This is a genomic window from Fictibacillus phosphorivorans (assembly GCF_001629705.1).
GTDB lineage: Bacteria > Bacillota > Bacilli > Bacillales > Fictibacillaceae > Fictibacillus > Fictibacillus phosphorivorans_A.
In genome coordinates, this window is the sequence record NZ_CP015378.1 from 3,584,236 (window position 1) to 3,600,088 (window position 15,853).

Genomic DNA, 15,853 nt, shown 5'->3' on the forward strand with positions numbered 1-15,853 from the left:
TAAATTCTATTTAATTACATTTATATATATATATATATATATATATATGTACCAATGCGCTTGTTTCCTTCTCCGTAAATGACTATATTTAAATACCAAAAATATAAATCCTTGTATCTTTTTAGTTATTTCAATCAAACAAAAAGCTTACAGATTTCTCTGCAAGCTTTTTCATATCTTATTTACTTCGCCCATCGAACGTGTAAAGATTAGGTGTTTGTATAGCTGAAGATACGTTGTGGACAAATAACACCATGTCCAGATCTTGTTTATCAAGATAGTCATACATGTTTCCGCCATTTAGACGCAAGTCGATAACATGTACTTCTTTAAAATGTGCACTTAGAAGAGGGATCATCGGATTAGCGTATGAATCCTTTAATACCAGCACTTTAAGGTCATTGTCTGCTTTTTCGTTCTTCACAACAATCTGCGATGCGTTTCCACCCATATAAACATTGTAACGATCGGCATACATCTCTTTATCCTCTTGTTTGCTTAGATCGTAAAAAGGCTTACCGCATTCTCCTTTGATACAAACATCGTATCCATCGTAACCCTCTTTTGGTTCCATAATCTCGATCTGATCTGCTTTTTCTGCATAGGCTTTGTTTGATAGGCGTGCGGCAGATCCATAAAACTCAGGTTCTTTATATGTTTTTACCTTAAAATCAGAGAATTTCTTAGGTTCCCCAACCTCTGGGTGTTTTTCGCTTAACTCTTTAATTACTTGTTGATATCCATAGAAAGCTGCTTTTTGTTTCCAATGATGATCTGTATAAAAGTAGAGCTGTTCCTCTTGGTTCTTTTTCTCAATTGTTTTACGAAGATTGATTTGCTCCGCTTTCGGACTTAAACCTTCTAAAAAGTTATTCATGTTCTTTTGCGAGAAGTCTTCTGCAAAAGCAGGTAATTTGTCTTTGTTGGACATCACTTTTGTAGGTGCCATCGTGTAATATACATCAAGACCTTTTGAATCACCATATTCAATGAATTTATTGATCTGTTGGTGTTCATCCTTAAGGTTCTCGATTTTATCTACCGCTTGTAGAAGGTATCCATCCTCTCCTAGAAAGACACCATTCACTTCTTTTTCTTTCATGAACTCTTTCTTGAAGCTTGAATAAAGCTGCAGCCACTCTTCTCTCTTATAGACCTGATCGTTATAGTAGGTTTCGAATTTTCCAAAATACTCGCCAGACAACAGATCATCGTCCTTTTCCACTAATGGAAATGATGCCATCTCTCTATTTTCAAGCTCAGAAATTTTGGTATCTTCCGCTAGTACCATACCTACTCCCACCGTACTGATCAATCCTACAAAAGCAACGGCTAACACTTTTTCTCCAATGATTTTTCTCATATATAGCCCACCTTAGAATCTAAAATAAATGAAAGGATTGAAGGTTGAGTTCACCATGTACGCAATGGAAAGTAAAAGTACGGTCGCGTAATAGATCGGTGCACCAATTTCATTTCCTAATACATAAACCTTATTTGAAGCAGTAGCTTGTAATTTGTCGATTAACCACTTGAATAAAGGAGTAGCACTAATAATCGCAAGACATAATAATACGGAATAATTCGTTAGGTAAAATGCTGCTCGTTCATCAAATAAAGGAGCATTTCCAAAACCAAACATTACTTTGAGATAGCTATACGCATAGGTAAACGTATCTGCTCTAAACAGGACCCAACCACTAATGATCAATATCAATGCATAGAGATGCTGAAGTGGTCTCCACATACGGAAAATGAGTTTTTCTAAGAACGCTTTTTCCAGTGCAATGATAATTCCGAAGTACAATCCCCAAGCGATAAACGTCCAGTTGGCTCCATGCCAAAAGCCTGTTACAAACCAAACAATGAAAAGATTGCGATACGTCATCAACTTACCGTTTTTACTGCCACCTAACGGGATATATACGTAATCCCTGAACCATGATCCTAATGATATATGCCAGCGACGCCAGAATTCTGAAATGGTTCTTGAGATATATGGGTATTTAAAATTCTCTAGAAAATCAAAACCAAACATCTTTCCTAAACCGATCGCCATATCTGAGTATCCAGAGAAATCAAAATAAATTTGAAGGGAATAAGCGATGATACCAATCCATGCCATACCCACTGAAAGCTCGTTCGCTGGCGTTTTAAAGATTTCATCTGCAATGAAACCTACGTTGTTCGCGATTAGCATCTTTTTAGCCAAACCAATAATAAATCGTTTAACACCTTCAGCAAACTTACCGAATGTCTCTATCCGGTGTTTAATTTGATCCGCTACCGTTTGATAACGCACGATGGGTCCCGCAACAAGCTGAGGGAATAAAGCGATATATAGGGCCACATTAAGTGGATTTTTTTGCACTTCCCCATCTCTGCGGTATACATCAATCACATAACTCATCGCTTGGAACGTGTAGAACGAAATTCCTAACGGGAGCGGTATTGGATCTACATGGATAGACAGATCAAATGCCGCGTTAATGTTCTCCACAAAGAAATTTGTGTATTTAAAAATAAACAAAATCGCGATGTTAGAAAGCACCATCGCTGTCATAACCCAAGTTACAGCACGTTTTCGATTTCGCACTCGGTCAACGACAAGGCCAAACAAATAGTTAAGACCTATAGAACCTAACATGATCAAAACAAAAACAGGTTCTCCCCAAGCATAGAAGAACAGACTATAAGCCAACAGCAAAACATTTCTAAAGCTGCGTGGTACTAGAAAATACGTGAATAAAACTATGGGTAAGAATAAAAATAAAAAGACGGTTGAACTAAATAACATGGTGTTCCTCCTGAAGTTCAAACTAATAAATAAAAATAGCTCTATTTCTTGTTATAGCCGATTACTGTGAAAGCGTCTATAAAAATTTCCCCAAAGAAAAGAAGCCCACAGTTAGGCTTCAGCACAAAATATATATTCGCACCATTATTCACATTCTTGGGTAACGACCTTATGTAAATTAATGGTTTTTTTGTTCTTGTATGTTGTACATCGTAAAACACTCAAGAGAACCGCTTTAATTCCCTTTTTTTATATCGGTCATAATTTCGCTATTGTTTAGTGTTTCGGCTTAATATATTTGTAAAAAACCGAAATTAGTATCAAGCCTGTCTTTGGTGAATATTTATTTAGCTTGTTTCCAATCTTTAATTAAAGCATTAAGATTTTTACCAAATGCAGTATGAATGGACTCTTTATCATTTTTCGTAACTAATGTTAACGTTTTTTCTTTTCCGTACGTTTTCATCAGATAGTCGACAAACGAAATACTATCAATATAGTCTTCCCAGGCGGAATTGTAGGACTGGAGAAATGCTTGATCGTTCCATAATCGTTGAATGTCTAAATTCTTAGGTGCAGATGCCACATCTTTAAAGGTTGCATAATATTGAAATTCTGAATCTAGCTCACTTTCGTACTTAACTGCATAATACTCAGATATCATATAATTCGGCGCAAAGCTATCCTTAGAATCGGTAACCTCTTTATAGTTAGAACGATATAATGCACCTGCGTTAACATCATAATATTCTTCCTCATCTACATAGATATCGATAAATCCAGGCCCTGATTGTGTATGACCTTTACCCGGTTTAAATGAAACAAGTACTTCTGAATTCTTTTTTAACAGATTTCCTATTTCCGAATCCATGTAATTACTGTACATTTCAATTTCGTCTAAGTAATATTCTTCTAAATCATTATCCCTCTCGTAACCTTTGAAGAATAACAACTTATATTCGATATCATTGATTACCTTTGTACCTTCTTCCTTTTTATCTTCTACCTTTTTACTAGCTTCTGCAGGCACTTCTTTTTTCTCATTGCATGCACTTAAAAGGATGATGAACAAAAGAGCGACAACACTACTCCTCTTCATTTACTTCACACCACTCTCTATAATAAATAAAACAAGTTGGCATCACGTTCTACGATAAGCATACCGAAAAAGAGCATAATAGTAAGGAATCATGAACAGAAGGATGATGAGCCCTATTCCTAAAGTAAGGTACATTAAAGTCGGTTCATTTTCCGGCAAGAAACTTTCACCCATATAATAAAGCGAGCCGATCGACCATACGATGTTAAAGCCAAAATAGACTTTCCAAAATGATGGTGAAAACCATTCCCTTTTAAAAACATAACCCCATAATCCAATGATTCCTATTATCGAAACGATCATATCGACAAAGGTCAAACTATGATAAAACTCTTTATCTAAAAAGCTAATCCCTGTAATGATGATAAATAATATTGTGTAAACTTTCATGGTTGCATGCTCCTTGTATTTCTTTCTTCTAGCAAACGAAAAAGCTTGTAGCTCTGTACAAGCTTTTTCGTCATTTCATTTACTAATTGGAAGTTTGTGGCACACTTTCTAGAGAAGGATACTTGGTGAAGACTTTTTTATCTTTAGAAAGAAGGAAAACTTCATTGCTTTTGTTTACAAAACCAGAGTCTATTTCTTCATTAAAGAAAGCGATTTTCTCAAAGTCATCTTTTTTATAAACCATTCCTCTTGTAAATATATATTTAGTTCCTACATAGATTACGGGTTGCTCAAACTTCACTTGAGCAGACTTCAAATCATCCTTTTTCGCTGCATAGAACACATTATACAAATGGTTTTGATCTACAAACATAGGAGATCCATCGGGGTACTGATAAGAATCTTCAACAGATTGATCAACCACTTCTAGGTTAATCGTATCTATGCTATAAATCTTATCACCATTTCCTTCATTCACGTACAATATCGGACGGTTAGGATCGACTGCTAGCCTTTTGTAATTCCAAGCATGTGTTTGGTATCCAATCGTTGATTTCAGTTGTTTTAACAGATTTATGGTTTTTCCTGTTGCAAAAGAATACATGTAGAGCGGTCTAGAATCGTGTGTTCCTTTCAAATCTGTATAATAGACAGCCTTATCATCAACAGCTAGTTGCCCTGGAATCATTTCCGTTTTTATATGTGTTATCGTTCCCTCAGCTTTAGCAGGAAGAACAGCGATTTTACTCGCACCATAAAGTGCTACATAGATCTTTCCATTTTTCAGTTCAATGTCTATAGGGTAGGAACCTATAAACACCGTTTTTTCTATATTGTATGTTTTTGCGTTAATCACGAAGAGTTTGTTAGCATATTTGGAAATGATATAGATCTTATCGTTTTCTTCATCGTAGACCCAATCCGTTACTTCATCCTTCATTTTAATTTGATTGTCTGATTTTTGTATATCTGTGGTTGCTGCTGGCAGTATAGTTACTCTCATTTTGGTTAATTTTTTGTACTCGTAACTATACATGTTACCTGATGAATCCATCACCATTAGATTAGACTTTATTGGTAATTTACGAATCATCTTGTAATTCTCTCGATCAAATACAGCTAGTGACGTATATACAAAGCGATCACGAATTAACCGTACATCATGATGAGACTCTTCATTCAAATATCTTCCATGAATCGTTGTAAGATCATTCGCATCAAAACGGTAACGAGAAAAAAAGACGTCCCCTCGGTCGTATAAAAGTTTTCCACTGTTAGAAAAACCATATCCATCACTGTAATTATCTTGTGAAAGTAAGTCGTACGTATTTAAGTCTAGAGATCTAATATGAGTAGAATCTTGAAAATAAAGAATTCCGTTCTCCTTATCCAAAGCCATTTGTTCCATCCAAAAACTGTAATCTCGATTGGGTGTCCCTTCTTTATTAACTTCTGTATCCACCCCTGTATTTAAGTTTAATTTCCTTAATGGCTCTGGCCCTCTCATTGCATAAAACATTTGATCGTCATAAATTTTAAACAATGTAATTGGAGGCAAAGGTGTCGAAATTGGTTTCGTCGTCACTGTTTCTAGGTTCACAATAACCGTTGGACTTGCAGATATATAGAGCTTTCCTTCATAAAGCTCCATATGAGTAGGATCCCAAACCGGCAGTTCTTTTACAGTCCGAAGATCTTTAGAAGACACGATATACAGTTTATCTTCGCGCCTTGAAAGTAAATAGAGGTAGCCTTTTGATTCATCAAGAATCATCTCGCTGATAGACCATTCTAGAAACTTCTTCTCAAACAACACTTTATAGCTTTCTTGAATGGCTTTTAGTCTTTGAGATAGTTGAGCAACCGTTTCTGGATGCTGTAATTTTGCTAACTTTGATTCAATTGTACTGTTTAAGCGTTCTAATGCAGCTTGAGGCTGGTTTGTTTCAATTGCTCGTTCCAAACTTTCAACGTCATTGGTTACACTCGTAATCTCTTGTTTAAGCGCAAGTGTGTTCTGAACATATGGTGCAATAGCTGACTGTGCAGGTTTCAAATAGTTTGATATAAAAGTTGCTCGAGCAAGATTATCATAAACCTTACTGTAAGTTGTTCCCGCCACATTAATTCTGTTGACTAAATCGTTATAAGCCTTTTCTGTGTCTGAAGATAGAGGAGAGACTTTATATTTGGCTACAAAATTTTCCTTTGAATTGGTAATTACTTTGCTCTGGTATACCGCTGCTCGAAACGCTACAGCACGATCATAAACGGTTTGTACATACTTTATACGCGAAGCAAATTTTTGCTGGTCAGCTGAACGTAACGTTTTGAGTGCTGACTTTGTTTTGTTCAAGTTATCTCTCGTTTGAATAAACAACTGTAAATCTACTTCTTTTAACTCAGCATTCCCTTTGAAAGTTAGTTGTGGTGCTAGTTTTTTCGCTGCAGATTCTGCAAGCTTTAGGTATGAATCAGTTTGTGCAACAGTTGCTGCGTTTACAGGTGATGCACCACCAAATATACCTGAAAACAACATTACTGCTAATAAAATAAAAATGGTTCCCTTTTTCAACGCATGTCCTCATTTCCAAAGTTGATTACAACTCTATTAGTATATCAAAATACTAGAAAAATATTGTAATATAAGGGAATTTTATTCTTGTGATTATATTAGGGAAAATTTATAGGCTATTAGGATTTTAATGTCTCAAAAATTGGGGTAATTGCAAATCTTCTACAGTTGGATATATGGAGCAAGTAGGATGCAATCACTAAGAGTACATCTGATTATTAATAAGATTGATAACTTGGGGTTGACGTTATTGACCTTGATTCCTTTTATGTCTTATCAAACTTATTTATGAAGTATCTAAAAAATAGACAAATATAAAAATACATAGTAACTATTAAAAATAATTCAAAGCCTAATATTGATAGCCCAATATAACTGTATACATCTTTAAATAGAACATAAAAACTTGTGCCTGCTACACTCATAGTAAGTAACATAGCTGAAGAAAATCTACCCTTAGAACTTATATAGTCATACATTATAACTAAAATGGCACCAATCATTAGGGATAAACTTGGAACTAAAATTATAATATTTTGTAAATCCATAAACAAAAGGAAATCTGAATTCGCCTGAACTCCTTGATAAGTAAGTGTGAAGCCAAGAAATCCTATAAATAAGCATAACAAATTCCCAATTCTTAATATTAAATTCATTGAGTAAACCCCATTTGAAATTATATTTTATAGTTCTAAATATATATTGTATTTCTATTTCAACAATCATTTTGAAGGACAATATGTGGTTGTTGATCAAATGGAATTACAAAGGTTTTAGCCTCAATGTATCACTTTTTTTGTTTTTTTAGCGATTTTCTGACTATCACTTAAAACATTTTGATCTAGTCTGTAAGCGTAATTGGTTTTCGGTGATAGGGTGCTTGTAGAAATTCTTTGCTCCTGCACTAATGATAAAATAAGTAGGCTATGCAAGGTTCAAAAAAGAATGAGTTGAGAAAACTTTGATCCATCGTGTCCTACTTTCAAACATCCACTTTTAAAATATATTTTTAGCTACCATCTTTTTCAGACTGATTTTCAGCATCCCCTGTAAACAAGGAATTATTCTTGTTGTAGTTGATGTAAAGAACAGCACTCCAGTATTCAAATCCGTTTTACCATATTCTTTAACCGATCCAACGGAATTTTGCTTTAATAGATTTGCCTTTTTATGCTACCAGCAGTTTTAATCGTTAATTTTTCTCTCCAACATGATCAGCAGCTGGATGTGTAGAGATTATTACTTCAATGTCATCCACTTTCTGCTTCTTTAAGTATGCAACAACTGCATCACCTTTACCTTTATTACAAGCTTCAAATATCATCACCATTAGGCGTTTTAATATATTTAGGATCACCTTGGTCAACGATAATAAAATGAACGGTCATTGGTTTAGGTTTTGTCGCAGCTTGAATAGAATTTAACTGAGAATAATAAAAATTACAAAAACTATTAGCCCCATTACTATTTAAAACAACATTATCATTCCATAATGTCCCCTCTTTAGTCTTATTAAGATTTAAATATTCAGATGTAAGCAATGATCCTTTTCAAAGTTAATCTACTAAACTACAAAAAAAGAACCACAGAATGACATGGCAGTCACTAAGTGGTTCTTTTTTCTACTATGGAAGAGGGTGCTAAATTAAGATACATTAGTAATCCTTAAATTAGCACATCCTCCCCTGTTTGAGTCATTCAAATGATTAGATTTTAGACTCTTTTAATTACTTAACTAAAGTTACAGTAATTGATACAGGAGCAGCTAACAAATCAGCATTGGCAGAAGTAGAAACCGCTGGAACAACAATTGTTACACTTCCTGCTTTTGTATCGTCAGTAAGTGAAAGATTTCCACTAGCTTCAGTTACATTGTTAAGGTTAGTTACTACTGGTGTAGCAGGTACAACTTGTAATCCGTTCTTTAATAGGTCAAGACCATTTGCAATGTCATAAGTCATAGTTTTACCAAATTGATCTTGTACCGTTAGAACTGGATTTAAAGCATATTTTGTTCCAGCATTATTAAGCTTACCGAATAGTAGTTCTTCTACAGATACAGTTGTTCCACCAAGAACTGATAGGTCAACAGTACGGCTAGAAGTGTTTACTGCTGCTTTAGTAACAACTGAATCAGTATTCTTGTAAGAAACATCTAAAGTATCAACTGTAACTCCACCAACTGTTGCAGTAATCTTAACTGTTCCAGAGTTAACTAGTTTTAGAACAGCATCAGAAGTCAAAGCAACTGTACCTGTACCAGTGCCATAAGCAACAGTATCTAGGAATCCTTGGTCTTTAGAATTAGATGTAGTAGCTGTAATTGATGCAGTAGAACCATCTAATGTTTCTGTTCCGATAACATTACCATACTTATCTAACTGCTTAAGTACAAAAGTTACCTCATCATCAAGATCAACACCAGTTTCATTTGCATCATTATCAGCGTCTAAAACTGAGTTTTGAGAACTTAGAACTAGATCGTACTTAGCAATTGCGCTGTCAAAATCACTAGCTGTTACAGCGATTGATTTAGTAAATACAACTTTACCTGAAGCATCTTTGTATTCAACAGTTACAGTAGTGGATCCTTTAACACCATTTTGTGCTGGTAAAGCGATAGTAACATCTCCATCAGCTGCGACAGTCGCTTCTGCAACACGAGTATTTCCAGACTTAACGCTTAATTTACTTCCATCATCATACGTTACTACTGATGTAGTATCATTAGAAGTTGTAACATTGGCTGGGTAAACAATAGCATTAGCGTATTGGTCTTTAAGTGAAAGTGATACTGTTTCTGAACTTGCTAGACCATTTGCAGATGTATCTAGAGATACTTTATTGCTACCTAATGTAGCATCAGCAATCTTTTCGTTAGCTTTTACATCAAATGAAACTGTTGTTTCAAGATCTCCAACTTTAATCTTAGCTTGGGCTTTACCAGTTGTAATAGTATTGATTACAAATTGACCCCCAACTACATTAACATTTGCTACAGTTGGTGTTAGGTTTGTAATTTTGTAGTTCAAGGGAGAAGCTACCGGGCTTAAAAGAACGATGTTTCCATCAACATCTTTAGCGAATAGGTTTAATACAGCACCATCTTCGTTAACTTTTAATGATGAAACTAATTCTCCAGATTTCTTAGCAGTTTCATAATCAGTTACTTCAGATCCTGAAGTTAAAGATCCAATGTGAAGACCTTCAAAACCAGATACTTCTAGTTCTGGTGCTACATCAACTTTAACTGCTCCAGTTGTAGCCAATACTTCTGAACCATCTTTAACTTTAATTTCTACATAGAAAGATTTTGCATCAGCAGTTGTTACTACACCAGTAGTAGGGTTAACTGCAGAGTCTGTTGCAGCAATTTCGATATCTAAAGTGCTGTTATCTAATACAAGACCGTTTGTATCTTTAACAACCACTGCATCAAGGATGCTGTCTCCATCGTAGAATTTAGTTTTAGATAATTGTACAGTTTTTACAGCTGCAATCTCATACTTAAATTCTACAGAAGCTGCTTCTTTCATTGTAGTTCCTGTTGCAGATTTAACTCCATCTACTGTTACTTTATAAGTATCATTATCGATTAGAGATTGGTTGAAAGTTAATGTTACTTCTTTTTTATTAGAAGCATTAACTTCAGCCTTTATAACAGTTACATTTTTGTCTACTGTAAAGTTGCTAGCTGCAACATCACCAATTTCTCCAGCGAATGTTACTACAGCTTGTGTAGCGTTAATCGCACTTACAGACTCAACTTTAGGAGTTTTAGCAGCTTCGATTTTCTTTCCAAGCTCAGTCCAGTCAGCAGCAATGATTTCTTTGATTGTTGCAAGACCTTTTACAGCTTTGAAAGAAGCTTCAGCGTTTTTGTATTGAACTTCTGCTTCTTCTACTTTACCAGCAGCGATAAGCTTTAGACCTTCAGCAACACGGTCAGCAGTGATTGCTGCATAGTGTCCATCTTTACGATCTGCTTCTAGGTCTGCAGTAAGGTACATTGTAGCGAAGCTAGTTTGCATTTCTTTACCGTAAACTTTAGGGAAAGTTTCTTTAGCTTGCTTGATTTTAGCAGCAAGAAGAACATTTCCTTCTTTAAGAGATGCTACGTCAGCAGCTTTAACTACTGCTTGGTGTGCAGCTGGAAGAATTTCAGTTCCAACGCGCACTGCGTTGTTGTATGCGTTAGCACGAGCAACTGTGTCGATCGTACCTTGGATACGTGAAGATAAGTAAGCTTTTTGTTTAGCATCAGATAGAGCAGCGATTTTTGCTTTCGCACGGTTAAGCTCGTCGTTTGCTTCTTTAATGTCTACTTTTGTTTTGTAGTCAGCGTTCTTTGTATACTCAGCGTGAAGGCCGTTTGCAGCTTCACGAGCTACGTTTACTTGCTTTTCTGCTTGCTCGTAAGTTACTGAAGCAGCACTTGCTGGTACAGCTGCTACTAATGCACTTGCCGCAACCGCTGAAGCTGTTGCAACTTTAAATACTCTCTTGTTAGCCATGTTAAAAATGACCCCTTCCATATAGTAAATATTTTTTTACAAAATTAAACAGTACAAGATAAGTAGATTCGTAGTTTTTTAATAAACCCCGATATATCAGCACTATTTAATTTCAAAACCATAAGTTATGTAGACCTACGACCATATCCCTAACGTTATGAAACTATTTGGAAATAACAGTAGAAAATGGAAACTTTGGAATACATTTCATATGATATAACAAATTTTGATAAATTACTAGCATTTTTTTGAAATTTTTTATAAAAATTTCCTTACATTTGAAACTTCGGATGTGTTTTACGACAATTTTTTCACTCGAGCTAATTACTTTATCGGAAAAGTATACGAATGTTTTAGTAGTATTTTAAAAAAAGTTCAAAAAAAGTAAAAAAAAGTGAGTTTCATAGACAAAAAAAGCCCTTCTCTATAAAAAGAAGGACTTTAGTATCATTCTGCTATTTAGCAGTTTGATTGTATTCTTTTATTTCGGTTAAAGACTTTTTGTAAGAATTAATCGGATCGTTAATCGTGTTCCATTTCTTTAAGTAAAATAGATGGAACAAAATTAACCCAAGAGGTTTACCATAAATTCGAATAAATAAGGGACCTTTTTTTGTTATATCCAAATTGTTTACAATTTCTTGTCCTCTTTTCTTATGATACACGACGACGGTCGGTTCATAAGCAATTTTAAACCCGGCTGCTTTTAAGTCATGAAGAATAATGTTTTCTTCACCGGATTTGTAAGGGCTGCCTAGACCAAAGCGCTCATCGAATAGAATTCTTTCATTCTTAAAACAGTGCGTCTTTGCAAAAATTTCAATAGAAGATTTTCTTAAGAAATCGATGCGGCTGATTTCTTTCTTCGGTTGAGTAGAGTAGTTTTTATAGTCTCTTTGTAAAAGTGGATCGTGAATTTTGAAACAGATGACGTCATTGGATGAATGCTCTTGAAAAGCGTTCATCACTTTCTGAAGACCATCTTCAGGATACCAGCAATCGTCATCAGAGAATGTGACATAGTCACCCGTAATATACGGCAATCCTTTGTTTCGTGCCATGGATAAACCTTTTTGATTCAATTTAATATGTTTGTATGTAAACGTATGTTGTTTCAACATCTCTTCTACTACCTCATGATTATCTTGAGATACCATAATGACTTCGAAATCTGTATACGTTTGTTTGGATAAGCTATCTAACAGTCGGAAGAGTTCTTGCTCTCTTTGTCCTAGTGTTGGAATGATGATACTGATCATAACATCCTCCGAGTTTCTTATTAAATATAATCATTATATAATGTTGCCTTTTTCTGCTGCATTTCAAACCTGTCACTTAACAAGGTTGCTCAAATTATTGTAGCACAGTTCGTATACTTTTTCTTTATCAAAATCCTCTGTAACTTTATATAAAAAAATCTCATCTATTCCTACTCGAATAAATGAGATTTGTTTCGCTTTCTTATAAAACTCGTTTTGCTCCAACATAACGTTGTTTCCAATAGCTTGAACTCATGCTATCTACTTTTACATTCTTAGAAGCACTATGGATGATCTGTCCGTTCCCGATATAGATCGCAACGTGAGAGACTCCTTTTCCGCTCGTGTTATAAAACACTAGGTCTCCCGGAAGAAGAGAAGATACTTTCTTTCCTGTGTTGTACATATCTTGAGAGCGCCTTGGCAAACTAACTCCTTGTTGCTTCATTACATAAGATACGTAACCGCTGCAATCAAATCCGGTTTGTGGGCTTGTTCCGCCATATGTATATCTAACACCTTGAAGCTTTTTAGCTGCGTTTACGTTAAATGTTTTCACCGTTGCTTTTTTTGCTGGTGCTTTTTTGGCAACTACCTTTACTGCTGCAGCTTTTTGTTTGATGAGTTTAATCGTATTCTTATCCGCAACTCCTGTTGCTTTTAAGCGATATTGTTTTTGAAACTTACTTACCGCACTTTTCGTATATGTACCATAATACGTTGTATAACCTTGATTATATGTAAAGTGGCCAGTTTTCTTTAAAGCGACTTGTAGATCTTTAACTTCTTTATGTGTCATACCTTGCTTTAATTGTCGATCTCCTAGAGCAGCGTCTGCAGATAAAGGATTTGAGACAAATACTACAGCAGCTAATGCAATTGTACCTAAGGCTTTTGTAACAAAAGATTTCTTCATTATGTATGATTCCCCTCAATTTCCTATATTTTTACACGTTTTTACAATCTTCTTGTATTCTATCGTAAGAATGTTTCAGAACTAGGTATTTTATATTACAGATATATTACAAATAGAATTTTCAGACATCAAAAAGGGACTGTATGGGTATACAGTCCCTTAATTTTGATTTATTATCGTTCTACTTTAATAGGTGAACCATTAGTTATAACTTTGTTTCCAGCTAAATCCGTAAATACTAAATTTAATTGATAATCTCCGTTAGCAGCCGGAACATTTTGCTGGTCTGTTCCATCCCAGTTGATAATGTGCGGACCCGCATTATAGGCTTTATTGTATGTTAATACTTTAATAGCGTTTCCTTTTGAGTCTAGTATTTTGGCTGTAAGCGTTCCTTGTTCATTATTATTGAATGAGGATGTCGCATATCCTGTACCGTTATAAACAGAAGGTGACTCGACCGTTACAACGGGTGCCTTCGTATCAATCGTGACATTCACATTTTTCTTAATAATACGATTATAGGAATCTTGTGCAGTTAGTTTTAACACATACGTCCCATCTCCATATGGTGTCTCACCGTTCTTCTTTCCTGACCAGTAAAAATAGTGATTTCCAGGAGCCCACATTCGATTTGTAAAGAGTGTTTCAATGACCTGCCCTTTGCTGTTATAGACGCTTGCCGTTAATTTTGCTTGTTTGCTTAAGTTAAATTTTATAGGTTGAGATTTAAGCTTTGGTGAAAAAGAAAGGGATGATGATTCAGTATTCAAAACAAAAGGAATCTGATCTGTTACTTTTATAGAAGAAACTTTCGAAAAAGACTTTCCTCCTGCAACAGTCTTTACGACTACACGGTAATTTCCTGACGCAACATAATACCCTTTCGAATCCTTACCATCCCAATTATAAGATAACTTCGTACCCGCACCTTGTTTGTTCGCAACAAAGCTCTTCACCATCTTACCATTTGAATCAACAACGTAAGCTGATACTTTAGCTTTATTGTATGGAATAAACGAGATGGCACTATAGTTGTTTCCTTTCATAAAGAAAGTACTTGGTACCGTTAGCTTATCAATGGCAGCTGGTGTATCTAATACTGCCTTATCAATATTAATTCTTCCGTATCCGTAATAAAGATCCCAGCCTTTATCCCCAAGGTCTGTAGAAGATTTAATGAATAGATCTCTTAGATCGTTTTCGGATAACAATGGATTTTTTGATAGCATTAAAGCTGCAGTACCCGATACGACCGGCGCTGCCATCGATGTGCCATCCATATACATATATTTGCTGTTTGAAACAGTAGAATAGATCTGTTCTCCTGGTGCCGCAAAATCAATGTAATCTCCATAGTTGGTAAACCATGAGATTTCGTCTGCCTTATCACTCGAACTGATACTTAATACTCCTGGATAAGTAGCAGGATAAGTACGTTCATCTGTATCATCATTACCCGCAGCAGCGATCAAGATCACGCCTTTTGATCGGGCATAGTTCACAGCACTTTTTAAAGGATAATTTTCGCCATATCCTCCCATGCTGAAGTTGATGATATCTGCCCCTGAATCTGCTGCATAAACAATTCCACGGATGATATCTGCCGTATTAGCCATCTCACCCTCGAATACATTGACAGGCATGATTTTAATATTTGGAGCAATCCCGGCGATACCCGTGTTATTAAAAGAAGCTCCGATGATTCCCGCTACATGCGTCGCATGATCATCTGGAGGAAACGTTGTTTTTCTTGTAACGGCATTGTATGGTTTGACAATCTTTCCTTTTATATCAGGGTGATTGATTTGAACACCGCCATCCAGTACTGCTACGACTACATGATTCTCGCCTCTCGTCTGGTCCCAAGCTCGATTTGCGTTCAATTTACTTAAATACCACTGATTTTTAAACAACGGCTCTTTTGATATATAAGAGGTCTTAAATTCAAAGTTTGGCTCTGCTCTTTCAATATTGAATACTTTAGATAGGTCTTCTGCTGTATGTACAAGACTTGTTCCTTTTTCCAACGTAATATTGTACAGCTTAGGTAATCCGATGTTTTCTACTTTTGTTATCCGAAACTTATTTCGAAGTGTGTTTAGCTCCTCTTGAGATGGAGCTTTCTTAAAAGTCAGCAAAAGCTCGTTTGAGATATGTTCTTCTGTTTTCAATAATTTCTTAAATTCATCTGACTGCACATGTGATGTTTTCTCTGCCGTAACTTGGTCTCCTAAGAATACGAATGAAAACATACTGAGTACTAAGATCATGAATTTTTTCATTATTATCCCCCGCCTTCT

General features: G+C 35.4%; 11 protein-coding genes. All 11 read right to left on the minus strand.

Features of this window, described 5'->3' with window-relative positions:
• Positions 1 to 178 precede the first annotated feature (178 nt).
• Positions 179 to 1,363 (minus strand): DHHW family protein, encoded by a 1,185-nt coding sequence (locus tag ABE65_RS18335; protein ID WP_066398146.1) that lies wholly within the window; start codon positions 1,361 to 1,363, stop codon positions 179 to 181.
• Between the two features lie 12 nt (positions 1,364 to 1,375).
• Entirely contained in the window at positions 1,376 to 2,797 is a 1,422-nt protein-coding gene (locus tag ABE65_RS18340; RefSeq protein ID WP_066398148.1) for an MBOAT family O-acyltransferase, read from the minus strand.
• Positions 2,798 to 3,140: 343 nt separating this feature from the next.
• The gene (locus ABE65_RS18345) at positions 3,141 to 3,896 is read right to left on the minus strand and encodes a hypothetical protein (protein ID WP_066398150.1); all 756 of its coding nucleotides are present in this window, start codon (positions 3,894 to 3,896) and stop codon (positions 3,141 to 3,143) included.
• 42 nt (positions 3,897 to 3,938) lie between these two features.
• A complete protein-coding gene (locus ABE65_RS18350) occupies positions 3,939 to 4,286 on the minus strand; it encodes a hypothetical protein (protein ID WP_066398151.1) in 348 nt (115 codons plus the stop codon).
• Between the two features lie 82 nt (positions 4,287 to 4,368).
• Positions 4,369 to 6,861 carry a hypothetical protein gene (locus tag ABE65_RS18355; protein WP_066398153.1) on the minus strand — a complete coding sequence of 831 codons (2,493 nt, stop codon included), beginning with the start codon at positions 6,859 to 6,861 and terminating at the stop codon, positions 4,369 to 4,371.
• Positions 6,862 to 7,127: 266 nt separating this feature from the next.
• Entirely contained in the window at positions 7,128 to 7,517 is a 390-nt protein-coding gene (locus ABE65_RS18360) for a hypothetical protein (protein ID WP_066398155.1), read from the minus strand.
• Between the two features lie 657 nt (positions 7,518 to 8,174).
• Positions 8,175 to 8,402, minus strand: coding sequence for a hypothetical protein (locus tag ABE65_RS18365; RefSeq protein WP_066398159.1), 228 nt, complete (start codon positions 8,400 to 8,402; stop codon positions 8,175 to 8,177).
• A gap of 186 nt (positions 8,403 to 8,588) precedes the next feature.
• Positions 8,589 to 11,375, minus strand: coding sequence for a hypothetical protein (locus ABE65_RS18370; RefSeq protein ID WP_066398161.1), 2,787 nt, complete (start codon positions 11,373 to 11,375; stop codon positions 8,589 to 8,591).
• 455 nt (positions 11,376 to 11,830) lie between these two features.
• The gene (locus ABE65_RS18375) at positions 11,831 to 12,634 is read right to left on the minus strand and encodes a glycosyltransferase family 2 protein (protein ID WP_066398166.1); all 804 of its coding nucleotides are present in this window, start codon (positions 12,632 to 12,634) and stop codon (positions 11,831 to 11,833) included.
• A gap of 202 nt (positions 12,635 to 12,836) precedes the next feature.
• Positions 12,837 to 13,550 carry a C40 family peptidase gene (locus ABE65_RS18380; protein ID WP_066398167.1) on the minus strand — a complete coding sequence of 238 codons (714 nt, stop codon included), beginning with the start codon at positions 13,548 to 13,550 and terminating at the stop codon, positions 12,837 to 12,839.
• 173 nt (positions 13,551 to 13,723) lie between these two features.
• On the minus strand, positions 13,724 to 15,835 hold the full coding sequence (locus ABE65_RS18385) for a S8 family serine peptidase (protein ID WP_066398168.1): 2,112 nt from the start codon (positions 15,833 to 15,835) through the stop codon (positions 13,724 to 13,726).
• Positions 15,836 to 15,853: the final 18 nt, after the last annotated feature.